This window comes from Paenarthrobacter sp. JL.01a (assembly GCF_025452095.1).
Taxonomy (GTDB): domain Bacteria; phylum Actinomycetota; class Actinomycetes; order Actinomycetales; family Micrococcaceae; genus Arthrobacter.
This window is the reverse complement of the sequence record NZ_CP104877.1, coordinates 2,677,418-2,700,515: the sequence shown is the minus strand read 5'-3', so window position 1 is coordinate 2,700,515 and position 23,098 is coordinate 2,677,418. Positions and strand designations below refer to the sequence as shown.

21 protein-coding genes and 2 tRNA genes are annotated in these 23,098 nt (G+C 64.1%); 17 read left to right on the top strand and 6 right to left on the bottom strand.

Going from position 1 to position 23,098, the window contains the following annotated elements; genetic code table 11:
• Positions 1 to 81: 81 nt before the first annotated feature.
• The 3 genes from N5P29_RS12720 to N5P29_RS12710 form a co-directional block, all read right to left on the bottom strand.
• Positions 82 to 876, bottom strand: a complete 795-nt coding sequence (locus N5P29_RS12720) for an ABC transporter ATP-binding protein (protein WP_262275289.1) — start codon at positions 874 to 876, stop codon at positions 82 to 84.
• Between the two features lie 86 nt (positions 877 to 962).
• Positions 963 to 1,676 (bottom strand): response regulator, encoded by a 714-nt coding sequence (locus N5P29_RS12715; protein WP_262275288.1) that lies wholly within the window; start codon positions 1,674 to 1,676, stop codon positions 963 to 965.
• 2 nt (positions 1,677 to 1,678) lie between these two features.
• A complete protein-coding gene (locus N5P29_RS12710; protein ID WP_262275287.1) occupies positions 1,679 to 2,863 on the bottom strand; it encodes a sensor histidine kinase in 1,185 nt (394 codons plus the stop codon).
• Between the two features lie 123 nt (positions 2,864 to 2,986).
• Between N5P29_RS12710 and N5P29_RS12705 the strand changes: the two genes are divergently transcribed.
• The 10 genes from N5P29_RS12705 to N5P29_RS12660 all read left to right on the top strand — a co-directional run bounded on the left by N5P29_RS12705 (position 2,987) and on the right by N5P29_RS12660 (position 13,466).
• Positions 2,987 to 4,039, top strand: coding sequence for a 3-isopropylmalate dehydrogenase (locus N5P29_RS12705; protein WP_262275286.1), 1,053 nt, complete (start codon positions 2,987 to 2,989; stop codon positions 4,037 to 4,039).
• Positions 4,040 to 4,156: 117 nt separating this feature from the next.
• On the top strand, positions 4,157 to 5,269 hold the full coding sequence (locus N5P29_RS12700; protein WP_262275285.1) for a branched-chain amino acid aminotransferase: 1,113 nt from the start codon (positions 4,157 to 4,159) through the stop codon (positions 5,267 to 5,269).
• A 291-nt stretch (positions 5,270 to 5,560) separates the two neighbouring features.
• Complete coding sequence (locus N5P29_RS12695; protein ID WP_262278573.1) at positions 5,561 to 6,364, top strand: MBL fold metallo-hydrolase; 804 nt, start codon at positions 5,561 to 5,563, stop codon at positions 6,362 to 6,364.
• Between the two features lie 23 nt (positions 6,365 to 6,387).
• The gene (locus N5P29_RS12690) at positions 6,388 to 7,164 is read left to right on the top strand and encodes a fumarylacetoacetate hydrolase family protein (protein WP_262275284.1); all 777 of its coding nucleotides are present in this window, start codon (positions 6,388 to 6,390) and stop codon (positions 7,162 to 7,164) included.
• Between the two features lie 119 nt (positions 7,165 to 7,283).
• The gene (gltX, locus tag N5P29_RS12685; protein WP_262275283.1) at positions 7,284 to 8,804 is read left to right on the top strand and encodes a glutamate--tRNA ligase; all 1,521 of its coding nucleotides are present in this window, start codon (positions 7,284 to 7,286) and stop codon (positions 8,802 to 8,804) included.
• Between the two features lie 14 nt (positions 8,805 to 8,818).
• A complete protein-coding gene (locus N5P29_RS12680) occupies positions 8,819 to 9,547 on the top strand; it encodes an HAD family hydrolase (RefSeq protein ID WP_262275282.1) in 729 nt (242 codons plus the stop codon).
• A 138-nt stretch (positions 9,548 to 9,685) separates the two neighbouring features.
• A tRNA-Gln gene (locus tag N5P29_RS12675) sits at positions 9,686 to 9,757 on the top strand.
• A 128-nt stretch (positions 9,758 to 9,885) separates the two neighbouring features.
• A tRNA-Glu gene (locus N5P29_RS12670) sits at positions 9,886 to 9,958 on the top strand.
• 98 nt (positions 9,959 to 10,056) lie between these two features.
• Positions 10,057 to 11,850 (top strand): dynamin family protein, encoded by a 1,794-nt coding sequence (locus N5P29_RS12665; protein WP_262275281.1) that lies wholly within the window; start codon positions 10,057 to 10,059, stop codon positions 11,848 to 11,850.
• The gene (locus N5P29_RS12660; RefSeq protein WP_262275280.1) at positions 11,847 to 13,466 is read left to right on the top strand and encodes a GTPase; all 1,620 of its coding nucleotides are present in this window, start codon (positions 11,847 to 11,849) and stop codon (positions 13,464 to 13,466) included. Before N5P29_RS12665 ends, N5P29_RS12660 begins: the two co-directional genes overlap by 4 nt.
• Positions 13,467 to 13,481: 15 nt before the next feature.
• Here the strand turns inward: N5P29_RS12660 and N5P29_RS12655 are convergent, their stop codons facing one another.
• Positions 13,482 to 14,018, bottom strand: coding sequence for a DUF1697 domain-containing protein (locus N5P29_RS12655; RefSeq protein WP_262275279.1), 537 nt, complete (start codon positions 14,016 to 14,018; stop codon positions 13,482 to 13,484).
• Positions 14,019 to 14,020: 2 nt separating this feature from the next.
• Entirely contained in the window at positions 14,021 to 14,740 is a 720-nt protein-coding gene (locus tag N5P29_RS12650) for an IclR family transcriptional regulator (protein WP_014922101.1), read from the bottom strand.
• Between the two features lie 110 nt (positions 14,741 to 14,850).
• On the opposite strand from N5P29_RS12650, the gene leuC reads away from it, so the two are divergent.
• From leuC to N5P29_RS12620, 6 genes are all read left to right on the top strand, one after another.
• On the top strand, positions 14,851 to 16,302 hold the full coding sequence (gene leuC / locus N5P29_RS12645; protein ID WP_262275278.1) for a 3-isopropylmalate dehydratase large subunit: 1,452 nt from the start codon (positions 14,851 to 14,853) through the stop codon (positions 16,300 to 16,302).
• A 10-nt stretch (positions 16,303 to 16,312) separates the two neighbouring features.
• Positions 16,313 to 16,921, top strand: a complete 609-nt coding sequence (gene leuD / locus N5P29_RS12640; protein ID WP_262275277.1) for a 3-isopropylmalate dehydratase small subunit — start codon at positions 16,313 to 16,315, stop codon at positions 16,919 to 16,921.
• A gap of 208 nt (positions 16,922 to 17,129) precedes the next feature.
• Positions 17,130 to 18,455, top strand: a complete 1,326-nt coding sequence (murA, locus tag N5P29_RS12635; protein ID WP_144659958.1) for a UDP-N-acetylglucosamine 1-carboxyvinyltransferase — start codon at positions 17,130 to 17,132, stop codon at positions 18,453 to 18,455.
• A gap of 11 nt (positions 18,456 to 18,466) precedes the next feature.
• Positions 18,467 to 19,240: a lysophospholipid acyltransferase family protein gene (locus tag N5P29_RS12630; protein ID WP_262275276.1), complete on the top strand. Its 774-nt coding sequence runs from the start codon at positions 18,467 to 18,469 to the stop codon at positions 19,238 to 19,240.
• The gene (locus N5P29_RS12625; protein ID WP_262275275.1) at positions 19,237 to 20,289 is read left to right on the top strand and encodes an NAD(P)H-dependent glycerol-3-phosphate dehydrogenase; all 1,053 of its coding nucleotides are present in this window, start codon (positions 19,237 to 19,239) and stop codon (positions 20,287 to 20,289) included. The genes N5P29_RS12630 and N5P29_RS12625 overlap by 4 nt, the downstream gene beginning before the upstream one ends.
• Positions 20,289 to 21,425 carry a D-alanine--D-alanine ligase family protein gene (locus N5P29_RS12620; RefSeq protein WP_262275274.1) on the top strand — a complete coding sequence of 379 codons (1,137 nt, stop codon included), beginning with the start codon at positions 20,289 to 20,291 and terminating at the stop codon, positions 21,423 to 21,425. The genes N5P29_RS12625 and N5P29_RS12620 overlap by 1 nt, the downstream gene beginning before the upstream one ends.
• Before the next feature lie 7 nt (positions 21,426 to 21,432).
• Here N5P29_RS12620 and N5P29_RS12615 read toward each other — a convergent pair whose 3' ends face one another.
• The gene (locus N5P29_RS12615; protein WP_262275273.1) at positions 21,433 to 21,942 is read right to left on the bottom strand and encodes a DUF3515 family protein; all 510 of its coding nucleotides are present in this window, start codon (positions 21,940 to 21,942) and stop codon (positions 21,433 to 21,435) included.
• 123 nt (positions 21,943 to 22,065) lie between these two features.
• Between N5P29_RS12615 and thiL the strand changes: the two genes are divergently transcribed.
• Complete coding sequence (gene thiL, locus N5P29_RS12610; protein ID WP_262275272.1) at positions 22,066 to 23,079, top strand: thiamine-phosphate kinase; 1,014 nt, start codon at positions 22,066 to 22,068, stop codon at positions 23,077 to 23,079.
• The last annotated feature ends 19 nt before the right edge of the window (positions 23,080 to 23,098 follow it).

The window sequence follows — 23,098 nt, the reverse complement described above, 5'->3', positions numbered from 1 at the left end:
GGAGAGCATCACGGCAAGCCCAATGGCTATGAAGCGCCGGTAATGGGTCCTCAACTGGGAAAGGGCAACCCGCAACATGCCTCAGGCCCCCAGCTTGCCAAGGGCCGTCAGGACGGAGTCCGCCGTGGGCTGGTGGATTTCGCCCACCAAGCCGCCGTCGCTCATCAACACCACCCGGTCTGCGTATGATGCCGCCACGGGATCGTGGGTGACCATGATGATGGTCTGGCCCATCTCCAGGCTGCTGCGGCGCAACAACGCCAGAACCTCGCCGCCGGCTTTGGAGTCCAGGTTGCCTGTGGGTTCGTCACCGAATACGACGTCGGGACGCGTCAGCAGCGCACGGGCAACCGCCACGCGTTGCTGCTGACCGCCGGACAACTCGTGGGGCCGGTGCTTCAACCTGTCCTTCAACCCAAGGGTGGTAACGACGGTATCCAGCCATCCGGCGTCGGCCGTGGTTCCTGCCAAGGCGAGCGGAAGCGTGATGTTCTGCTCGGCCGTCAGGGTAGGCACCAGATTGAAGGCCTGGAAAACGAAGCCGATCCGTTCCCGTCGAAGCGCTGTGAGCTGGCGGTCATTGAGTCCGGTGATCTCGGTTCCGCCCAGGAGGATCCGGCCGGAGTCAGCAGTATCCAGCCCGGCCAGGCAATGCATGAGCGTGGACTTGCCCGAACCGGAAGGACCCATGATGGCCGTGAACTTCCCGGCATCGAAACTAACCGATACTTCGTTCAAGGCAGTCACGCTCGTATCAGCGCGGCCGTAGCTCTTGGTCAGGTTGAAGGCCTCGACGGCGGGACGGGCCTGTGCAGCGTCCGATCCCGCCTGATGGCCGGTTCCGGGAGGGTGGGGGAGAGGCGTGAATGTCGTCATGGTTCCACGCTATGGTCGGGCCTATGCCTGCGGGATCGGGCTGTGGACCCATTGTCGCCGGCGGGTGCTCATACCCAGGTCTGAGTCTAGGTCCCGGGAGACACAACCCCGGTCTCGTAAGCAATGACCACCACCTGGACCCGGTCCCTGGCACCCAACTTGGCCAGGATATGGCCCACATGTGTTTTCACCGTGGCTTCGGACAGGAAAAGCCCCGCTGCGATTTCCGGATTCGACCTTCCCTGGGCGATGAGCTGGAACACTTCGCGCTCGCGGTTCGTGAGGGTCTCGACGGCGGCCGCGTGCTCGCTCTGTTCGGGGGTCTGGGTCCTGAGCAGGGGCGCCACGTGATCCAGCAAGCGTCGGGTGGTCGAGGGCGCGATCACCGCGTCGCCCCGGTAGACCGTGCGGATGGCTTCGAGCAGCTCCTCCGGCGGGGCATCTTTCAGGAGGAATCCGCTTGCCCCGGCCTGGATGGCCGCCAGCGCATACTCGTCCAGGTCGAAGGTTGTGAGGACCACGATCTTGATGTCCGCACGTTGTGAACCAGCAGGTTGGGCTGCTGCCTGTTCCAGGATGCGCCTGGTTGCTTCGATACCGTCCATACCGGGCATGCGGACATCCATGAGGACCACGTCGGCGGTGGTGGCGCCCAGTGCTTGGATGGCTTCGATCCCGTTGCCTGCCTCGGCCACCACGTCGAGATCGGGTTGCGAGTTGATGAGCATCCCAAGGCCCGAACGGACCAGCTGCTGGTCATCGACGAGGGCAACCCGGATGGATGCGGGCAGTTCGGGCATTGCTAGGCCTCCGAATAGGGAATGAATGCGGACACGCGAAAGCCGCCCCCTTGTTCGGGGCCGGCCGTCAAGGAACCATCGTAGAGCGAGACCCGCTCAGCCATTCCCCGCAGTCCGTTGCCGCCGCCGGCTGCCGGGGGATCGGCAGCGGCGCCACGGCCGTCGTCGACGATGTCCAGTTGCAGGCCCCGGGCCTGCCAGCTCAGCGTCAGGTTTGCCGTGGCCTTGGGGCCAGCGTGCTTCATGACGTTGGTGAGGGCCTCCTGGATGATCCGGTACGCGGTGAGTTCCGCCCCGGCAGGAAGGGAACGTCGAGGTGTTCCGACCTGTTGGTATCCCACCTGGAGCGTGGCCGCACGGAAGCCCAGGAGCAGCTCATCAAGGTCGGAAAGCCTGGGTTGCGGACGCGTGGAGGACTCGCCATCCGAGCGCAGGATGCCCAGCAACCGCCGCATCTCGCCGAGCGAGTCCCTGCCCGTGGCCGCGATGGTGGCCAGGGCTTCGGTGGCAAGTTCGGGTTTCGCTGCGGCAGCGTACCTTGCGCCGTCTGCCTGCGTGATGATGACAGAGAGCGAGTGCGCCACGATGTCGTGCATCTCCCGGGCTATGTGGGAACGTTCGTCGGCGGCGGCCAGTTTCCGCTCCTGGGACTGCTCCACTTCCATCCGGCGGGTTCGGTCCTCCAGGGCTTGGAGCTGGAGCCTGCGCACGCGGGTGAGGTCACCGAGAGTCCAGCTCACCAGGACCAGCATCCAGATCAGTACGGTGTAGAGGGCCCCTATAGTCAGGCCCATGATGCCCGACTCCACGCTGCCGGTGTATTCGCGTGTTGTCAGCATGACGCCACCGACAAGGCCGGCCACCAAGACTGTGCGGCTGGCCCACGTCGGACCGTAGGCGGCAGTGGCGTAGATGATCAGCGGGACAGCGATCTGACCCGCCACCGGTTCAGCGCCGACCGCCCACTGGATGAGGCACACAAGGATGACGACGCCGGCCGCCATGGCAGGGCGGGTCCGTCGCCAGGCGAGGGGCAACAGAAGGCCGCAGGACAGGAGGAACAGCCACGGCCTGTCGGCGAGCAGGTAGACGGGGCCGAAGAGCAGGATGAGGAGGCACGTTGCCGTCAGGTCCACTTTGAAGCGGTTGATCCGGAACCATTCATATACTGCGTGCCTTCTGTCCACGCTAAGACTCTATGCGTTGTCTTGGGGCGGGGGCATCATGCCGTGGTCGGATATCTCGACGTCGGCTGTTCAAGGAGTGAGACGATTTTGACCAGCATGTGGATTGCTTGGCTAGATAGACCTATGAGTGCATCGTCCATCAATCTCGCTGTCATTCCCGGCGACGGCATCGGCCCGGAGGTCATCGCCGAAGCCGTCAAGGTCCTTGAAAAGGCTGTCGCCGCCGAAGGCGTAACCCTTGAGCAGACCCACTACAAGCTCGGTGCCCAGCACTGGCTTGAGACAGGCGAGACCCTGCCCGAGGAGGTTCTTGAAGATCTCCGAACGCGCGATGCCATCCTCTTCGGCGCCGTGGGCGCGGCACCTGGTGATACCCGCATTCCCTCAGGCATCATCGAACGCGAGATGCTCCTCAAGCTCCGCTTCAGCCTGGACCACTATGTGAACCTGCGTCCTTCCCGACTGTACGGAACTGTAGGCAGCCCCTTGGCCGACCCTGGAACCATTGACTTCCTTGTGGTCCGCGAGGGAACCGAAGGACCTTACGTGGGCAACGGCGGCACCTTGCGCGGCGGAACACCGCACGAGGTAGCTACCGAAGTTTCGCTCAACACCGCCCACGGAGTGGAGCGCGTGGTCCGGGACGCATTCCGTCGCGCCAGCGAACGCCCACGCAAGCACGTCACCCTCGTGCACAAGCACAATGTCCTGGTTTTCGCAGGGCATCTGTGGAAGCGCACGGTGGAAGCGGTGGCGCAGGAGTTCCCTGGCGTCACCCACGACTACCTGCACATCGACGCGGCCACCATCTTCATGGTGACCAACCCTTCGCGCTTCGATGTGATCGTCACCGACAACCTGTTTGGCGACATCCTCACCGACCTCGCTGCTGCCGTCACGGGCGGCATCGGCTTGGCGGCCTCCGGGAACATCAACATGGACCGCACAGCACCGTCCATGTTCGAACCCGTCCACGGCTCAGCTCCGGATATCGCCGGTCAGCAAAAAGCCGATCCCACCGCGGCCATCCTCTCCGCAGTGCTCCTTTTGGACCACCTTGGCTACACCACGGCGGCCCGAAAGATCGAAGCGGCAGTTGTTGCCGACGTCGAGAACCGCACCGGCGAACCGCGCAGCACCGCTGCCATCGGTGACGCCATCGCGGCCGCACTTTAGGCTCATTACGCAGGCGTAAGCTTGTCTTGAATTGTTTATCTGCTTCCCTGGTCCATCGCTGAACCACACCCTTTGGTGCCCGGTTCGCCATGCCAGGTAGCTGACTGTGGAGGAAACATGACTCAGACTGCCCATGGCGTCGAATTCAGCCAGCAGCTCTCGGAAAACCCGAAGCCTGCTGAGGAGCGTGCGGCCATCCTGGCGAACCCAGGCTTTGGCGACTACTTCACCGACCACACCGCCGTCGTCGACTACAAGGTCGACGCCGATGGCAATGGCGGTTGGCAGAATGCCCGGATCGAGCCCTACGGCCCCATCTCCCTGGACCCGTCGGCCGCCGTGCTGCACTACGGCCAGGAGATTTTCGAGGGACTGAAGGCCTACCGGCACGCCGATGGTTCCGTATGGACCTTCCGCCCGGAAGCCAACGCGGCGCGCCTGAACAAGTCGGCCCGCCGGCTTGCCCTTCCCGAGCTGCCCGAAGAGTACTTCCTGGGCGCCATCCGCGAACTCGTACAGGCAGACCAGGAATGGGTTCCCTCCGGCGACGGCGAAGCCCTGTATCTTCGCCCATTCATGATCGCCACAGAGGCTTTCCTGGGTGTCCGGGCTGCCCGCGAGGTGTCCTTCCGCGTAATCGCGTCTCCGGCCGGCAACTACTTCGGCGGAGAGCTCAAGCCGGTATCCATCTGGATCTCCCGCGAGTACGCCCGTGCCGGCCGCGGCGGAACGGGTGCGGCCAAGTGCGGCGGCAACTACGCCGCTTCGCTGATCGCGCAGCAGGAAGCCGAGGCCAACGGCTGCAAGCAGGTTCTGTTCCTGGACCACTTCAACGACGACGCCGTGGAAGAGCTCGGCGGAATGAACGTCTTCTTCGTCATGAAGGACGGTTCGTTGGTGACTCCCGCCCTCAGCGGCACCATCCTCGAGGGCGTTACGCGCATGTCGGTGATCCAGGTGGCCAAGGACATGGGCCGCGAGGTTTCCGAGCGCAAGATCACCCTGGACGAGTGGCGCGACGGCGTTGCCTCCGGTGAGATCACCGAAGTATTCGCTTGCGGCACGGCAGCTGTGATCACGCCGATCGGTGTCCTCAAGGATGCAACCGAGTTCATCGGTGCCGAAGATGCCAAGGCCGGAGAAACCACCATGGCCATCCGCGAAAAGCTTCTGGGCATCCAGACCGGAACGGTCGAGGACACCCACGGCTGGCTGACCCGCCTGGTCTAGCCAACCGAACCCTCGACGGCGGCCGGTCACCTTTATCGCGATGGTGACCGGCCGCCGTCGTGCGTTCCAACGCTCGCTCACATCCCACCCGTTTAATCCAGACGCTCGCTCACGTCCCGCCGGTTTGACCCAGACGCTCGCTCACGTCCCGCCGGTTTGATCCAGACGCTCGCTCACGTCCCGGGCGTCCTTGGGCCTCGGTCTTGGTGTGATTGAGGGTTGGGGTGAAGGGGCGGGGATGTGATGGAGGGTTGGAAGTAGTGCCAAGATGGGATGGTGACTTCTGAACCAATGGCGACGCCGGATGGCCCGTCCCCAACCGACGGCACTTCTTCCCTGCAGCGCAGCAGCGAACTGACGCGTTTCCGGCTCGCTCCAAACCCTGGTCCGATGAGCCTCGACGGCACGAACTCCTATGTGATCGGAGTGCCGGGTTCCGGCCATGTGGCCGTTGTGGACCCGGGCCCGAGCGATGAGAAGCACCTGGCGGAGTTGGCAGCCGCCGGCGTGGTCGATGTCGTCCTCATCACCCACCGCCACGCGGACCACACCGAAGCATCCGCCCGCTTCCACCAACTCACGGGCGCACCCGTCCGGGCAGCCCTGGAAGAGCATTGCCACGGGGGAGAGAAGCTCAGCGACGGTGAGGTCCTGAACGCCGGCGGCGTCGAAATCCGGGTCCTGGCAACCCCCGGCCACACCTCGGATTCAGTCTGTTTCCACCTGCCGGATGACGGGCCCCGGGGATCGGTGCTCACCGGCGACACCATTCTTGGCCGCGGCACAACGGTGCTGGACTATCCGGACGGCCGGCTGGGGGACTACCTTCACAGTCTGGATCGCCTCGAAGCCCTCGGCGCGGCAACCCTGCTGCCGGCCCACGGACCGGTTCTGCCCGCCGTCGATGAGAAGTGCCGTGAGTACCGCGATCATCGCCAGCAACGCCTTGGCCAGATCAGGGCAGCCCTCAAGCAGGTTGGCCGGGACGCCAGCATCGCGCAGGTCACGGACGTCGTCTATGCCGACGTCGATCCTTCCGTCCGGTGGGCGGCTGAGACGTCGGTCGCTGCACAGCTGGATTACCTCCGAAGCTAGGCCGTGACTGTAGGCTTGAGCTCATGCGTATCGCCCGGTTTGTAGTTGATTCTGATCCCCTTTACGGCGTTGTCGAAGGCGAGCCCGGCAGTGAGGAAATCACTGTCATCAACGGCGACCCCTTCTTCAACGGCGTCGAACGTACCCACGTGAAGCACAAGCTGGAAGACGTTCGGCTCCTGGCTCCGATCATTCCGCGCAGCAAGGTTATTGGCGTTGGCCGCAACTTCGCTGAGCACGCTGCGGAACTCGGCAACGAAGTACCCCAGCAGCCGTTGCTTTTCCTCAAGCCGAACACCTCGGTGATCGGTCCGAACGATCCCATCATCCTTCCCGAGTTCTCGGAGGAAGTCTCCTTCGAAGCTGAGCTGTGCGTCGTGATCGGCCGCATTTGCAAGGACGTTCCGGAAGACCGCGTGGACGATGTCATCTTCGGGTACACCTGCGGTAACGACCTCACGGCCCGCGATGTGCAGAAGACGGACCTCCAGTGGGCGCGCGCGAAGGGCTTCGACACGTCGGCGCCGCTTGGGCCGTGGATCGAAACAGAGCTCGACCACGAAGACCTCTCCATCCAGGGTCGGCTGAACGGCGAGCTCCGCCAGGATGGCAGCACCAACCAGATGATCCGTGGCGTTCGCGAGCTCGTGTCGATCGTCTCGCACGCATTCACGCTGCTCCCCGGGGACGTCATCATGACCGGAACCCCGGCCGGCGTCGGTCTTGTCAGCGAAGGTGACCGTTTCGAGGTCGAGATCGAAGGCATCGGACGCCTGTCCAACCCGGTCGTCCGCCGCTAGGCAGCGCACGGGCAAAGCACGACGGCGGTTGTCGCCTTTCGCAGGAAAGGCGACAACCGCCGTCGTCCGCTTTAATCCGGGAAACCGAGGCGATCCCAAGCGGTAAAGTTGGAACTACTATGACTACTGCTTCTGCGTCGAACGCTGCCTCCAGCGCCATCCCTGCCGTCAACGCCGAGACCCCGGTCCGCGTCCGCTTCTGCCCGTCACCGACCGGCACTCCGCACGTTGGCCTGATCCGCACCGCACTGTTCAACTGGGCCTATGCCCGCCACACTGGTGGCAAGCTGATCTTCCGCATTGAGGACACGGACTCTGCCCGCGACAGCGAGGAGAGCTACCACCAGCTGCTTGATGCCCTGAAGTGGCTCGGCATCAACTGGGATGAGGGCGTTGAAGTCGGGGGTCCGCACCAGCCTTACCGCCAGTCGCAGCGCGGCGATATTTACCAGGACGTCATCGCCAAGCTCAAGGCCGGGGGACACGTCTACGAGTCGTACTCCACTCCGGACGAGATCGAAGCCCGCCACAAGGCTGCCGGCCGTGATCCCAAGCTGGGCTACGACGGTTTCGACCGCCACCTGACCGAAGAGCAGCTTGCCCAGTTCAAGGCCGAAGGCAGGGAAGCCGTCCTGCGCCTGCGCATGCCGGACGAGGACCTGACTTTCAACGACCTCGTCCGTGGTGAGATCACCTTCAAGGCCGGCTCGGTGCCCGACTTCGCAGTGGTCAGGGCCAACGGAGCTCCGCTCTACACCTTAGTGAACCCGGTGGACGATGCGCTCATGGGAATCACGCATGTCCTGCGCGGGGAAGACCTCCTGAGCTCCACGCCGCGCCAGATTGCTTTGTACCGTGCGCTGTACGCAATCGGTGTGGCCGAGTACATGCCGGAGTTCGGCCACTTGCCGTACGTGATGGGCCAGGGCAACAAGAAGCTCTCCAAGCGCGATCCCGAATCCAGCCTGTTCCTGCACCGCGAACGAGGCTTCATCCCGGAGGGCCTCCTTAACTACCTTTCACTCCTTGGCTGGTCGCTCAGCGCGGACCAGGACATCTTCACGGTCGAGCAGCTCGTGGCCAACTTCGACATCCACGATGTCCTGGGCAACCCGGCGCGCTTTGACCTGAAGAAGGCCGAGGCCATCAACGGAACCCACGTCCGGATGCTTGCGCCCGAGGACTTCAAGGAGCGACTGGTTCCCTACCTCCGCGCTGCCGGATTCGTCGGCGAGATCCTCACCCCCCGGCAGGAAGAGATCCTTGCCGAGGCCGCACCGCTGGTCCAGGAGCGCATCACCCTGCTCGGCGAGGCTCCGGAAATGCTTGCCTTCCTGTTCAAGGCCGATGACGCCATCGACATCGCCGACGACGCCCGCAAGGGTCTGCCGGCGAACCTCGAGGAAGTTCTGGACGCGGCCCTGGCCGCTCTGGAACCCATCGAAGAATGGACGGCGGAGAACATCCAGACCGCGCTGAAGCAGGCGCTGGTGGAAGATTTGGGCATCAAACCCCGCGCTGCCTTTGGACCTGTGCGGACGGCGATCTCGGGCCGCCGGATTTCCCCGCCGCTGTTCGAGTCCATGGTGATCCTGGGCAAGGATTCCTCCTTGGCCCGCGTTCGCGCTTTCCGCGGCTAGGAGCAGCACCCGTCATGGCTATTGCAACTTCCTTTGGCACTATCCGCGGTGTCCTCTTCGACATCGATGACACCTTGGTGGACCTTGAGTACGCCATGACGACCGCGTTGCGTGATGTCAGTGAACATCTCCTGCCCGGCCTGGACCAGGCCGGGTGGGTGAAGTTCGGCCGCATCTTCACGCATGAGACCACGCATTTCTATGACCGCTACCTGGCCGGGGAGCTGACCTTCAACGAGCAGAGGCTGCTCCGGGGGCGCGCTGCCCTGGGACACTTTGGCGTGGAGCTCGAAGAAGGCGAGGAGTCGCAGGCCTGGGTGGCTGAGTACCACAAACGCCAGACGGCCTATGTGAGGGCTTTCAGCGACGTCGAAGAAGTGCTGGACGCCCTGGATGCTGCGGGAGTCCCTTATGGCGCTGTGAGCAACAACGTCCACGACTACCAGCGTGCAAAGTTGGACGGCGCCGGCCTGGAACGGATCAGGATCCTGGTCGGCACCGACACCGTGGGTGTCGCCAAGCCGGATCCTGCGATCTACCTGGAGGGTGTGCGTCTTCTGGGCACCACGCCGGGGGAGACCCTCTACGTAGGCGACAACCGCTTGCTCGACGCCGATGGCGCGACGGCGGCCGGCCTGGTGGGCGTGTGGCTCAACAGGGTGGGCGAAGAGGTGGAGGAATTCAGCGGGCGCCAGGTGGATTCGCTCCGGCAGCTCCTGGCCAAGGCTCCTGCAACCGCCTGATTTTCCGTGTGATGCAGGTAACGCCCTATCGATTTGTGCAGGTGGCAAGACTCCGGTAGAGTCATTACTCGTGCTGAGGGGCACGGAGGGAAAAGCCAAGGGAAACCGGGGCGGGCAACTCCGGTCCGAAAGTCACTTTGGGATATGGTGTAATTGGCAACACTACGGTTTCTGGTACCGTCATTCTAGGTTCGAGTCCTGGTATCCCAGCTCTGAAAATCCGCGTGAATACGCTGGAAATTCGGAAGTTCCAAGCCGCGAAAGCGATTTGGAGCAGAGCTGAAAGTATGAAATACTCATTCAGCTTGATCGCCGGAAACGGTGATAAAAAAGTGCAAGGCCCCATCGTATAGCGGCCTAGTACGCCGCCCTCTCACGGCGGTAACGCGGGTTCGAATCCCGCTGGGGTCACAAGCAAATCCCCCGGAACTTTGGTTCCGGGGGATTTCTTTTTGCCCTTTGCGCCTGCCCCTCGCTCCTACGGGAGTTGGGGCTGGCATGATGATGCTGTGACTGCACACGAAGACCCGTCAGCCTCCCGGGCCAGCCCCGAGCCGCGCGTTGCCCCACAAGGGGCGGCGGTCGCCGTCGGGACTCTGGAAGCTGCCCGGGCCGAACTCGCTGCCACCGCCCTTCCCCTTGCAGTGCCTGAGGTGCACGAAGCCCGCCAATGGATCCGGGAGTCCTTGGCGCAGCTGGAGGACTACATCATTCCCCGTTACCGCAGCCTGGACGCGCCGCTGCTGGCCGTCGTCGGCGGTTCAACCGGGGCAGGGAAGTCCACGCTGGTCAACGGCCTGGTGGGCTTTCCCGTGACGCGTGCGGGGGCTATCAGGCCCACAACCCGCCAGCCCATCCTCCTTCACCACCCCAAGGACGCTGAGTGGTTCGAAGGACAACGGATTCTTCCCGGCCTGCAGCGGATCCGCGGGACGGTGTCGTCGGTTCCCGTTCCGGCCAACCAGGCAGGCGCGGCTCCCGATCCGCAAGCGATCACGTCGTTGGTGCTGGCCGCGCATGACACGGTGCCCCAAGGCATAGCGCTCCTGGATGCCCCGGATGTGGACTCCATCTCCGACGACAACCGCCGGCTGGCGGGGCAGCTGCTGGCTGCCGCGGACCTTTGGATCTTTGTCACCACCGCCAACCGCTATGCCGACGCCGTTCCGTGGCGGCTGCTTTTGGACGCGGCTTCGCGGGACATCACCGTGGCCGTGGTCCTGGACCGCGTGCCGCCGGCAGCGGAGGAGGAAGTCAGGACCGATTTGCAGGCGATGCTGGACCGGCAAGGACTCGGCGACGCAAAGCTCTTCGTTGTGCCGGAGAGCGCCTTGGACGGGCTGGGCATGCTCCCGGCGGAATCGGTGGAACCCCTGCGGCTGTGGTTGGGAGCTCTTGCTGCCGATGCGGCCGGCCGTGCAGGGGTCGCCCGTCGGACACTCAACGGTGCCGTCAAAGCAGTGAGCCACCGACTGGAAGGCGTTGCGGCAGCCGCCAGTGCGCAGGAAACCGCAGCACGTGACCTCGGGCGTTCGTGCGAGGACGAATATGAACACGCACTGGCCCGCATCCTGGATGCTACGAAGGACGGGGCACTGCTACGCGGCGAAGTACTTGCCCGATGGCAGGACTTCGTGGGAACGGGGGAGTTCTTCCGCAGCCTTGAACAGAACATCGGACGTATGCGGGACCGGATGGGCGCCTTCTTCCGCGGCGAACCGGCTCCGGCAGTGAAGGTGGAGACCGCTATCGAAACAGGACTCCAGGCCGTGATCCTGGACGAAGCGGCGAATGCGGCCGAAAACGTCGACAGGCGTTGGCGCTCTGACCCTGCGGGCCGCCAGCTCCTTGGTACCGATGACCTGTCCGGGACCAGCGAGGGCTTTGACGCCAAGGCGGCGGCGGCCATTCGCACCTGGCAGGAGGGTTTGATGGAGATGATCCGTACGCAAGGCCAAGGCAAGCGGACCCAAGCACGGTGGTTGTCCTTCGGCGTCAACGGACTGGGTGCCGCCCTCATGGTGGTGGTGTTCTCCATGACGGCCGGACTGAGCGGACTGGAGATCGGCATCGCCGGTGGGACGGCTGTGGTCGGCCAGAAGCTGCTGGAAGCAGTGTTCGGTGAGGACGCGGTCCGTCGCCTGGCCCAGCAGGCCAGGCAGGACCTGCAAGCCCAGTGCCAGCGCCTCCTCGACGATGAGCGCCAACGCTTCCTCAGCCGGATCGATGCTGTCCGGACGGGCTCAGGAGATGAGCTCGACCGGCACGCCAAGGCCCTCCGCCGGCTGGCAGGGGCCGCATGAGCCGCCATAGCCAGGTTCGTGAATCATCCCAACTGCAGCGAAAGCTCGAAGCCCTCAACAATGCCCGGGAACTGGCCGAGGGGGTCCTTCCGGACCAGGAGCTCCAATCCGTCTACGACGTCCTGGAGCGGGCGGCATCGCGGCGTTCCTTGTCGGCAGGACACACCGTGGTGGGCTTCTTCGGTGCCACCGGCAGCGGAAAGTCATCATTGTTCAACGCCGTGTCCGGCAGCGATGTGGCCACTGCTACGGCGCGCAGGCCTACAACGTCCCAGCCCTTGGCGGGCATCTGGGGTGAAGAGGGCAGCGGCCCGCTGCTGGATTGGCTGGAAGTGAAGGAGCGTCACGTATTGCAGGCGGTGCCGGGCTTTGCCCACGACGACGCCGGGCTGGTGCTCCTTGATCTGCCGGATTTCGATTCGACACGGCTGGAAAACCGGGAAATTGTCCAGCGCATGGTCGGGATGGTGGATGTCCTGGTGTGGGTCATGGACCCCCAGAAATACGCCGATGCAGCGGTGCACAACGAGTTTCTCCGCCCGATGGCTTCCCACGGCGCTGTCACCCTGGTCGTCATGAACCAGGTGGACAAGCTCAGCGCCCCCGATGCCGCCGCAGTCATGGACTCCCTGAAGGGGATACTTGCGCGCGACGGCTTGGACAAGGTCCGCGTCATCGGTGCGTCAGCCTTAACGGGCGACGGCGTACCAACCGTCCGCGCTGCCATCAGGAACGTGGTGGTCCAGCGGGCCGCCACGACCCAACGCCTGGCCGCGGATGTTGCCAGGGCTGCCGCCGGATTGGCCGAGGTGTCCGGCGACGGAGAAGCAAAGGGCATCACCAGTGGCGCCAAGTCCCGCCTCGCCCAGGAGTTGGCGACGGCGGCCAACGTGCCGGTGGTGGTGGATGCGGTCCAGCGTTCCTTCCGGAGGGAATCGGCGCGCAGGACGGGGTGGCCCGTGACGCGATGGTTGCTGCGGTTCCGTCCCGACCCCCTGCGGAGGCTGAACCTGGGGCGAAACGACACCAAACCCGAGCTGAGCCGGACGTCCTTGCCCCCGGCCGGCGCGCCGCAGCGTGCGCGGACGGACGCAGCCGTCCGGGATTTTGCCGATGAGGCTTCAGCCGGCGCTCCCGGTCCCTGGCGTGCGGCAATCCGTGCAACCGCACGTGACGGCCGTGAGCAGTTGCCGGATGCGCTGGACCAGGCCATCGCCGGAACGGACCTGAAAACGGCGAAACGTCCTTTGTGGTGGCTGCCGTTCAACACGCTGCAGTGGATTGCGCTCCTGTTGGCCGTCGGCGGACTTGGCTGGCTCGGAGTCCTGGCGGCCCTGGGCTACTTCCAGATGCCCGTGCCCGAGGTTCCGCGGACCGAGGGTTGGCCGTGGCCTACCCTGATGGTGGCCGGGGGAGTCGCGCTGGGGGTGCTGCTGGCGATTGCCGGACGCGTACTGGGTGGCTGGGCGGCACGGATCAGGGCAACTGGCGCGTCGAAACGTTTGCATGCGGCAGTGGCAGTGGTGGCTGAGCAGCGGATCGTCGAACCGGTGGAGGTGGAAATCACGCGGTTGAAAGCCTTCAACGCTGCTCTGAAGGCTGCCCGCCGGGGCTAGAGGTTGCCCGCAGGACTAGAGGGCTGCGGCCGCGTCCCTGACTTTGACCAGGGTGCGGAGGTTCCGGGTGGTGGTGCTTGCCTTGTACCGCGGTTTGGCGGACAGCTTGCTGAACGGGCTGTCCAACGTCCCACCGGCAGGGGCCAACCAGGCCATCGCCTCCGGTCCCAGGCGTGTTTGTTCCACGCCATCCAAGGTTTTGCCGGCCTCGAAGAGCTCATCGAGCATGGCACTGTCAGAGGCCAACGTGACGTAGCTGTGGGTGGACTTGTCGTCGGCGGGGTAGGAGCAGGCCTCGACCAGCTGGGCCACGCGGTCCGCTGTCAGGACTACCACCCAGGCGTCATAGCCAAAGGAGTCCCTAAGGCACTTCTCGAATTGTGCCTTGACGTCCTTGGCGCCGAGCCCGCTTTGCAGCACGACGTTTCCGCTGGCCAGCAGGGTCTTGACCTTGGAGAACGGGTAGTCCTGCAGCGCGGCCTTGAGATCGGCCATCTTGATGTTGATACCGCCCACATTGATGCCCCGCAGGAACACGGCGTAGCTTTCCATGGCTAGTCGTTGTTCTTCCGCAACGCCTCAGTCAGGACCCGCGCCGCATTGCAGACGACTTCGGCGTGCAGGCGGCCGGGCTGGCGGGTGAGCCGTTCGATGGGGCCCGAGATCGATACTGCGGCAATCACCCTGCCGGACGGGCCGCGCACCGGTGCCGAAACAGAGGCGACCCCAGGCTCGCGTTCGCCGAGGCTCTGACCCCAGCCCCGGCGTCGTACTCCTGCCAGTACGGTAGGCGTGAACCGGGCGTTCTGCAGTCCTTCCAAAAGGCGGTCGTGGTCCTCCCACGCCAGCAGCACCTGGGCGGCCGAGCCGGCCTTCATGGACAATTGGGTGCCGACCGGGATGGTGTCGCGGAGGCCGATGGGACGCTCTGCCGAAGCCACGCAGACGCGCCAGTCGCCTTGGCGGCGGAAGATCTGGGCGCTTTCTCCGGTCGCGTCCCGGAGCTGGATGAGCACGGGGCCGGCGGAGGCGATCAGGCGGTCTTCGCCGGCGGCGGAGGCCAGCTCAACGAGGCGGCTTCCCAAAACGAAGCGCCCCTGGATGTCGCGGCTCACCAAGCGGTGGTGCACCAGCGCCAAGGCAAGGCGGTGAACTGTAGGGCGGGCGAGTCCGGTGGCTGCTACGAGCTGCGCAAGTGTCGTTGGTCCGGCCTCGAGGGCATCAAGCACTTGGGCCGCTTTATCAATGACACCGACTCCACTAGAATTGTCCATGTAATGATATTGCCGTCTCAATATCTGAGATGCAAGTTGTTTCGCTGGCCTATTTCGCAGCGGTGCTGCTTCAGTGGATGTAGAACAACCAACAGTGAAGGGAGCAGGCCGTGGGAAAGACACTGGCCGAGAAAGTCTGGGACGCGCACGTTGTGCGCAAGGGTGAAGGCGAAGGAGCCAACGCCCAGCCCGATCTTCTCTTCATCGACCTGCACCTGGTCCACGAAGTGACGTCCCCGCAGGCCTTCGAAGGTTTGCGCCTGGCCGGCCGAAAGCTGCGCCGCGTGGACCTGACGATCGCCACGGAAGACCACAACACTCCGACGCTGGATATCGACAAGCCGATTGCCGACCTCACCAGCCGCACGCAGATCGAGACTCTGCGCGCCAACTGCAAAGAGTTCGGTGTGCGCCTGCACTCGCTGGGTGACAAGGAACAGGGCATCGTGCACGTCGTGGGCCCGCAGCTGGGCCTGACCCAGCCCGGCATGACTGTGGTCTGCGGCGACTCCCACACCTCCACGCACGGTGCCTTCGGTGCACTGGCCATGGGCATCGGCACGTCCGAGGTCGAGCACGTCATGGCTACCCAGACGTTGTCCCTGAAGCCGTTCAAGACCATGGCGATCAACGTCGAGGGAACGTTGCGTCCGGGTGTCACCGCAAAAGACATCATCCTGGCAGTCATCGCCAAGATCGGTACCGGCGGTGGCCAGGGCTATGTCCTGGAATACCGCGGTTCGGCCATCCGTTCGTTGTCGATGGATGCCCGCATGACCATCTGCAACATGTCCATCGAGGCAGGCGCCCGTGCCGGCATGGTCGCTCCGGACCAGACCACCTACGAGTACATGAAGGGCCGTCCTCACGCGCCGCAGGGCGCCGACTGGGACGCCGCCGTCGAGTACTGGAACACGCTGCACACCGATGCGGACGCGACGTTCGACGTCGAGGTGGACCTGGATGCCGACACGCTGGAACCGTTCGTGACCTGGGGAACCAACCCGGGCCAGGGTGTTTCCCTCTCCGCGAAGGTCCCGTCCCCGGAAGACTTCGGCGACGAGAACGCCAAGCTGGCCGCTGAGCGCGCGCTGACCTACATGGGCCTGGAAGCTGGGACGCCGATGAAGGACATCCGGGTGGATACCGTCTTCCTGGGTTCGTGCACCAACTCCCGCATCGAGGACCTGAGCGCAGCCGCGGACATTATCCGCGGCCGTGAGAAGGACCCGAACGTGCGCATGCTGGTGGTTCCCGGTTCGGCCCGTGTTCGTTTGGAAGCCGAAGCCATGGGCCTGGACAAAGTGTTCAAGGACTTCGGTGCCGAGTGGCGTTTCGCCGGTTGCTCCATGTGCCTGGGCATGAATCCGGACCAGTTGGCACCAGGGGAGCGTTGTGCCTCGACGTCCAACCGCAACTTCGAAGGCCGGCAGGGCAAGGGCGGACGCACGCACCTGGTCTCGCCCGTCGTCGCCGCAGCCACCGCCATCCGCGGAACGTTGAGCTCGCCGTCGGATCTTGAACCGGCGTCGGCCGGAACGCTGACCGGAACCGCAGTCTAGGAGGATCCCCATGGAAAAATTCACCACCCACACCGGTATCGGGGTCCCGCTGCGCCAGAGCAACGTCGACACCGACCAGATCATCCCCGCTGTCTACCTCAAGCGCATCACCCGCACCGGCTTCGAGGACGCCCTCTTCGCCGGATGGCGCAAAGACGAGTCCTTCATCCTCAACCAGGCTCCGTTCAATGCCGGTTCCGTCCTGGTGGCCGGTCCCGACTTTGGCACGGGTTCCTCCCGTGAGCACGCCGTGTGGGCGCTGAAGGATTACGGGTTCAAAGCCGTCCTGTCCTCACGGTTCGCTGACATCTTCCGCGGCAACTCCGGCAAGCAGGGCCTGCTCGCTGCTGAGGTTGCGCAGGACGACATTGAGCTCATCTGGAAGGTCCTGGAAAACAATCCGGGTACCGAGGTCAAGGTGGACCTGGTGTCCAAGACGGTTGAATGCGGAAACGTCGTGGCACCGTTCGAGATCGACGACTACACCCGCTGGCGCCTTCTGGAAGGCCTGGACGACATTGGCCTGACCCTCCAGCACGAAGAAGACATCACCGCTTACGAAGCCACCCGGCCCTCGTTCAAGCCGCGGACTCTCCCGGCGAAAGTGGACGCTGTCTGACAGCTGACGGATCAGTGGAAATTACGCTGGCAGAGGACCGCCGAACCCCTTCGAAAGGGTCCGGCGGTCCTTTTTTGCGCTGGTTTTGCCGACATCGGATCCGGGTGTCGCGGGGCGGGTCCATTTCGGTTCGGTAACGTGAGCTTCTATGCTTAGCTGGAGCCTTTGTCAGTTTGGGGGGCGAGTAGTCGTGAGGAAACCGGTATAGATGAGTAGTGTTCTGACAATCCGCGGTGGCGTCCCGTTAACCGGACGAGTGACCGTTCGCGGTGCCAAGAACCTTGTGCCCAAGGCTATGGTGGCCGCGTTGCTGGGCAGTGAACCATCGGTGCTGAGGAACGTGCCGGAAATCAAGGATGTAGAGGTTGTCACCAGCCTCCTGCAGCTGCACGGAGTCACTGTCGTCAAGGATCCGGTGACGGGTGACCTCACCCTGGATCCCACGGAAGCCAAGACGGCGTCCAGTACGGCCATTGATGCGCATGCAGGGGACTCCCGCATTCCCATCCTGCTCTGCGGGCCGTTGATCCACGCGATCGGCGAGGCCTTCATTCCTGACCTTGGCGGTTGCAAGATCGGCGACCGGCCCATCGACTATCACCTGAATGTGCTTCGGCAGTTCGGTGCCGTCGTGGAAAAGCGTCCGGGCGGCATCCACATTTCAGCCCCGCACGGCCTTCATGGTGCCAAGATTTCGCTGCCCTATCCGTCGGTGGGAGCTACCGAGCAGGTTCTGCTCAGTGCAACCCGTGCCGAAGGCATCACCGAGCTCATCGGTGCGGCAACCGAGCCGGAGATCATCGACCTGATCGCTGTCCTCCAGAAGATGGGCGCCATCATCAGCGTCCAGACGGACCGCACCATCCGCATCGAGGGCGTCAAGGACCTTCGCGGGTACAACCACCGTGCGCTCCCGGACCGGAACGAGTCAGCTTCCTGGGCCTCTGCTGCCTTGGTGACCCGTGGCGACATCTTCGTTGAAGGCGCCTCCCAGCGCGACATGATGACGTTCCTGAACACCTACCGGAAGGTCGGCGGCGGGATGGACATCGGCGATGACGGAATCCGCTTCTACCACCCGGGTGGAAAGCTCACTCCGCTGGTCCTCGAAACAGACGTGCACCCTGGCTTCATGACCGACTGGCAGCAGCCGCTGGTCGTCGCTTTGACCCAGGCCGAAGGCGTGTCGATTGTCCACGAGACCGTCTACGAGAACCGCTTTGGCTTCACCGAAGCCCTGGCCCGGATGGGAGCGAACATCCAGGTGCACCGCGAGTGCCTTGGCAGCGTGCCGTGCCGCTTCGGCCAGCGCAACTTCCTCCACTCGGCCGTGATCTCCGGCCCCACCCCACTCCGGGGTACGGACATCGACATTCCGGACCTTCGCGGCGGCTTCAGCCACCTCATTGCGGCCTTGGCTGCAACGGGAACATCCAAGGTGACCGGGATCGATATCATCAACCGCGGGTACGAGCGCTTCACCGAGAAGCTGGCCGCCCTGGGCGCCGATTTCGACATCACCACCATCAAGTAGCGGGGGATCCTTTGAAGGAATCGGCCACGAGCCGTGCCGTGTTCATGTTGCTGGCGGGTATTGCACGCCCGGCAATGAACCTGTTGATGGCCAGGAAGTGGGAAGGCCTGGAGAATCTTCCCGCCGGTGGATTCATCGCGGTGCCCAACCACTGCACTGAGATTGATCCCATCGTCGTTGGCCACATGGTGTACAACCAGAAGCGCCCGCCGCACTTCCTGGCAAAGTCGGGACTCTTCAAGGTGCCCGTGCTGGGTGGACTGTTGCGTGCTACGAATCAGATTCCGGTTGAACGCTCGACGGCGGGAGCGAACCGCTCGCTGCAACTGGCCAAGGAGGTGGTGGACGCCGGTGGCGCCATCATCATCTATCCGGAAGGTACGCTCACGCGCGATCCCGAACTGTGGCCGATGAAGGGCCACACCGGGGCTGCCCGCCTGGCACTGCAGACCGGAGCGCCCGTGGTTCCCGTTGCGCACTGGGGTGCGCAGGAGGTGTTCCCCAGGTACGCCAAGCGTTTCCATGTCTTCCCGCGCAAGACTGTCAAGGTCCTGGTGGGCAAGCCGGTGGATTTGAGTTCCTTCGTTGACCGGCCGCTGGACCGCGGCACCCTCACCGAAGCCACCGACGTCATCATGGACGCCATCACCTCGCTCCTGGAAACGCTCCGCGGCGAAGCAGCGCCGGCTGAGCGATGGGACCCCGCGCTCCACAAGCAGAGCAAGCATGGCCGCCTTGTTGAAGGTGCGCCAACCGAAGCCGAGGACCCGGAGGCTGGAAAGTGACCGTGATCGGGAGCCCCGGCTTCGTTCCCACCACAGTTGCCGTGCTGGGTGCAGGGTCCTGGGGCACCACGTTTGCGAAAATCCTTGCCGACGCAGCAGAAGCTGCCGGTATCGAGCGCCGCATCCGCATCTGGGGACGCCGCGCCGAGGTAGTGGAGCAGATCAACTCAGCCCACCGCAATGAGCAGTACTTGAAGGACATTGAGTTGCCTGCGTCCATCACCGCTTCCACTGACGTGGAAGAAGTGCTCAAAGACGCCACCTTGGTGGTCCTCGCTGTACCGGCGCAGTCGTTGAGGCCCCAGCTCGGTGACTGGAAGGCATTGTTGGCCGCCGACGCCGTTGTGGTCTCCCTCATGAAGGGCCTGGAACTGGGCACGGATGCCCGCATGAGCGAAGTGATTGCCCAGGAGCTTGGGCTCCCGGAGACGCGCGTTGCCGTGGTTTCCGGACCCAACCTGGCCATGGAGATTGCCCGGGAGCAGCCGACAGCTTCCGTTGTGGCCTGCAGCGACGCCGACACAGCCGCTGCGATTGCCCTGTGCTGCACTGCGCCCTACTTCCGGCCTTACACCAGCACTGACGTTGTCGGTGTGGAAATCGGCGGCATCGTCAAGAACGTCATCGCTTTGGCGGTGGGGATCTGTGAAGGCCGCCAAATGGGCGACAACACGAAGGCCTCGGTCATTACCCGCGGCCTTGCCGAAACGTCGCGGCTGGCTCTGGCCATGGGTGGCGATGCCCACACGATGGCTGGACTTGCCGGGCTCGGCGACCTTGTAGCCACTTGCTCGTCTGCGCTTTCGAGGAATCACACCGCCGGACGGCTGCTCGGTGAAGGGCTAAGCCTGGAGCAGGTGGCGGAAGAGATGACGCAAACTGCCGAAGGCATCAAGTCCGGCCCTGCGGTGCATGAACTGGCGGGGAAGTTGAACGTTGAAATGCCCATCACCGCGGCTGTAGTGGCCGTGCTTGAGGGCAGAATGTCCGTTGATGACCTGGGGCCGCGACTGCTGGCCCGGGCACTGAAGTCCGAAGGCGACTACTGATGGTGATTGAAGAACCCGCTGCCGTGAAGGCCAAACCCCGCGTGGCGATCCTTTTCGGCGGCCGCTCGAGCGAGCACGCTGTCAGTTGCGTTACGGCCGCTGGTGTCATGGGCGCCATCGATACGAACAAGTACGAGGTCATCCCGATCGGCATCGCCAAGTCCGGTCAATGGGTTTTGGCATCGGGCGACACCAGCCAGTGGTCCTTGAGCTCGACGTCCCTTCCCGAGGTCGCGGCGTCGGGCAAAACCGTCACGCTGGCCGAAATCGGCGGCGAACACCAGTTGATCGTCACAGAGCCCAATGCCGTTCCGCAGGAATTGGGCAGCGTGGACGTGGTGTTTCCCCTGCTGCACGGTCCATGGGGCGAGGACGGCACCATCCAGGGGCTCCTTGAATTGTCCGACACGCGTTATGTCGGCGCCGGTGTGCTGGCCTCTGCAGTGGGAATGGACAAGCACTTCATGAAGGTGGTCTTCGAGGCCGCCGGGCTGAAGGTAGGTCCCTACATTGCCGTGACGGACCGCGAATGGGTGACCGACCCCGAGGCTGTCCGCAAACGCGTGGACAAGCTCGGATTCCCGGTGTTCGTCAAGCCGGCACGTGCGGGTTCCTCGATGGGTATTTCCAAGGTTGATTCGCTCGAAGGTTTGGATGCCGCCGTCGAAGAGGCCCGCCGCCACGACCTGAAGCTGGTCATCGAGGCCGGGATCATTGGACGTGAGATCGAATGCGCGGTCCTGCAGGGACGCGGGACCGATGTGCCGCGCACGTCCATGCCGGGTGAGATCGCCGTCGCTGCCGGGGAACACCAGTTCTACGACTTCGCTGCAAAGTATGTGGAGGACGGCGCGGCTGCCCTCAGCTGCCCGGCCGACATGCCGGATGAAGCAATCGCACGCGTGAGGGAGTTGGCTGCGGTCGCCTTCGACGCCGTGGGTGCCGAAGGCCTCAGCCGCGTGGACTTCTTCTACACTCCTGCCGGAGAGCTGATCATCAATGAGATCAACACCATGCCCGGCTTCACTCCCAAGAGCATGTACCCGCAGATGTGGGCTGCCTCAGGACTGGGCTACGCAGAGCTCATCGACGAACTCATCCACTTGGCACTGACCCGGAAGACTGGCCTGCGCTAGGTCGCGCCTACTTGCTCGAAGGCAGGTTCTGCAGGTCTTCCTGGCCGACGCACTTGCCGGTCGCCTTGATTTTTCCGACGGCGGCCGCGAGCTCGGTCAGGACGGTTGCGGAACTGATGTTCGCCGATTCCAACTTGACCGGATCGATCAGGATCTCCGTGGCGGGTACACGGCCGAAAGTGGTCAGCGTGTAGACAGGATCGCCTTCCTTGATGACCCAGTCGATGTCATTGACGCTGAGGCAGCGGTCCGTGGTGGGGCCGGGCACGTTCACGCCGCAGCGGAGGATGACCTGCGAGGGATCCCCCCAGGCAGCCGTGGCCTGGCTGTTTGTCTTGCGGAGCGCAGCATCGCCGATCTTGTCGGGCAGGGCCACCATCATGGGGGCGCAGGCGGGGTTGGCGGCGTCCGCGGCGGCGGTCACGTCAACAGCAGGTGAGCAGGCCGACAAAGCGAGGACGGATGCGGAGGCCAGGGAAACGGCCACCGCAGTCCGGCGGAGGGTCTTTCGATGCATCCCTCCAGCCTATCCCGCATGCAGCGGCCGAACGGGCGCGGGTAGCCCCGGTCACATTGCTGTGCAGCCGGCACCCGATCGCTGCATCGTTATGCTGTCAGGGGTTCGCGATAGCGTAGAGCCGTGCCTGCAGAACAACTGACCGTCCAAGACCTTTCGGAGTCCGAGCTCCTTGCCCGGATCTTTCCCCGCCTGAACAGCAGCGCCGGCGTTCTGCTGGGACCCGGTGACGATGCTGCCCTCATAGCTGCTCCGGATGGCCGCACCCTGATTTCCATCGACACCCAAACACAGGACCAGGACTTCAGGCTTCAGTGGAACAACGGTTACAGGACCACCGGGTATGACGTCGGGTGGAAGGCTGCGGCGCAGAATCTCAGTGACATCAATGCCATGGGCGGCAGCGCTGCTTCACTTGTGGTGAGCCTGACCATGCCGCCGTCCACGCCGGTTGAGTGGGTGGAGGCTTTCGCGGATGGGCTGACCGCGGCCATCGTGGGGTTGGGTGCCCCGGATTGCTCGGTTGCCGGCGGTGACCTTGGGCGCGGCCGTGAGCTGGCGGTGACAGTCGCCGTCGTCGGGACGCTTGCCGGAATGGCACCGGTGCTGCGCTCCGGCGCCAGGGCGGGCGACGTCGTAGCTGTTGCCGGGACGCTGGGGCTGGCGGCCGCAGGCTGGGCATTGCTTGAAAGCGATGTTCCCTTTGAAAGCCTCAACGAAGAGCTGAAGACCTTCGTGGAGCGCCAATGCAGGCCGTTGCCGCCGTTGGCGACGGGCCCCCTTGCTGCCCAGGCTGGTGCAACCTCCATGTTGGATATCTCCGACGGATTACTGCGCGACGGCGGCCGTCTCGCCACTGCCAGCGGCGCCGTGCTCGATTTCGATCCCCTCGTGCTGAAAAAGTATGCCGCCGTGCTGGAACCGGCAGCCTCATTGCTGGGCCGGGATGCGATGCCCTGGGTCCTGGGCGGGGGAGAGGACCATGGCTTGCTGGCTACGTTCCCAGCAGGAATTCAGCTGCCGCAGGGCTTCACTGCGATAGGCTCAGTTCAAGCCGTTGTCGAGCCGACAGGCAGCGGCGTCCGGATCGCCGGGCATGCTGCTGACACCGTTGGATGGGATCACTTTGCAGACTAAGATCGCCGCGAATGCGCAC

Coding starts and splice junctions, on each gene's coding strand:
- N5P29_RS12705 (WP_262275286.1), top strand. CDS start 2,987: ATGAGTGCATCGTCCATCAATCTCGCTGTCATTCCCGGCGACGGCATC.
- N5P29_RS12720 (WP_262275289.1), bottom strand. CDS start 876: ATGACGACATTCACGCCTCTCCCCCACCCTCCCGGAACCGGCCATCAG.
- N5P29_RS12655 (WP_262275279.1), bottom strand. CDS start 14,018: ATGGAAAGCTACGCCGTGTTCCTGCGGGGCATCAATGTGGGCGGTATC.
- N5P29_RS12690 (WP_262275284.1), top strand. CDS start 6,388: ATGCGTATCGCCCGGTTTGTAGTTGATTCTGATCCCCTTTACGGCGTT.
- N5P29_RS12680 (WP_262275282.1), top strand. CDS start 8,819: ATGGCTATTGCAACTTCCTTTGGCACTATCCGCGGTGTCCTCTTCGAC.
- leuD (WP_262275277.1), top strand. CDS start 16,313: ATGGAAAAATTCACCACCCACACCGGTATCGGGGTCCCGCTGCGCCAG.
- N5P29_RS12715 (WP_262275288.1), bottom strand. CDS start 1,676: ATGCCCGAACTGCCCGCATCCATCCGGGTTGCCCTCGTCGATGACCAG.
- N5P29_RS12620 (WP_262275274.1), top strand. CDS start 20,289: ATGGTGATTGAAGAACCCGCTGCCGTGAAGGCCAAACCCCGCGTGGCG.
- N5P29_RS12700 (WP_262275285.1), top strand. CDS start 4,157: ATGACTCAGACTGCCCATGGCGTCGAATTCAGCCAGCAGCTCTCGGAA.
- N5P29_RS12650 (WP_014922101.1), bottom strand. CDS start 14,740: ATGGACAATTCTAGTGGAGTCGGTGTCATTGATAAAGCGGCCCAAGTG.
- N5P29_RS12660 (WP_262275280.1), top strand. CDS start 11,847: ATGAGCCGCCATAGCCAGGTTCGTGAATCATCCCAACTGCAGCGAAAG.
- N5P29_RS12615 (WP_262275273.1), bottom strand. CDS start 21,942: ATGCATCGAAAGACCCTCCGCCGGACTGCGGTGGCCGTTTCCCTGGCC.
- gltX (WP_262275283.1), top strand. CDS start 7,284: ATGACTACTGCTTCTGCGTCGAACGCTGCCTCCAGCGCCATCCCTGCC.
- murA (WP_144659958.1), top strand. CDS start 17,130: ATGAGTAGTGTTCTGACAATCCGCGGTGGCGTCCCGTTAACCGGACGA.
- N5P29_RS12695 (WP_262278573.1), top strand. CDS start 5,561: ATGGCGACGCCGGATGGCCCGTCCCCAACCGACGGCACTTCTTCCCTG.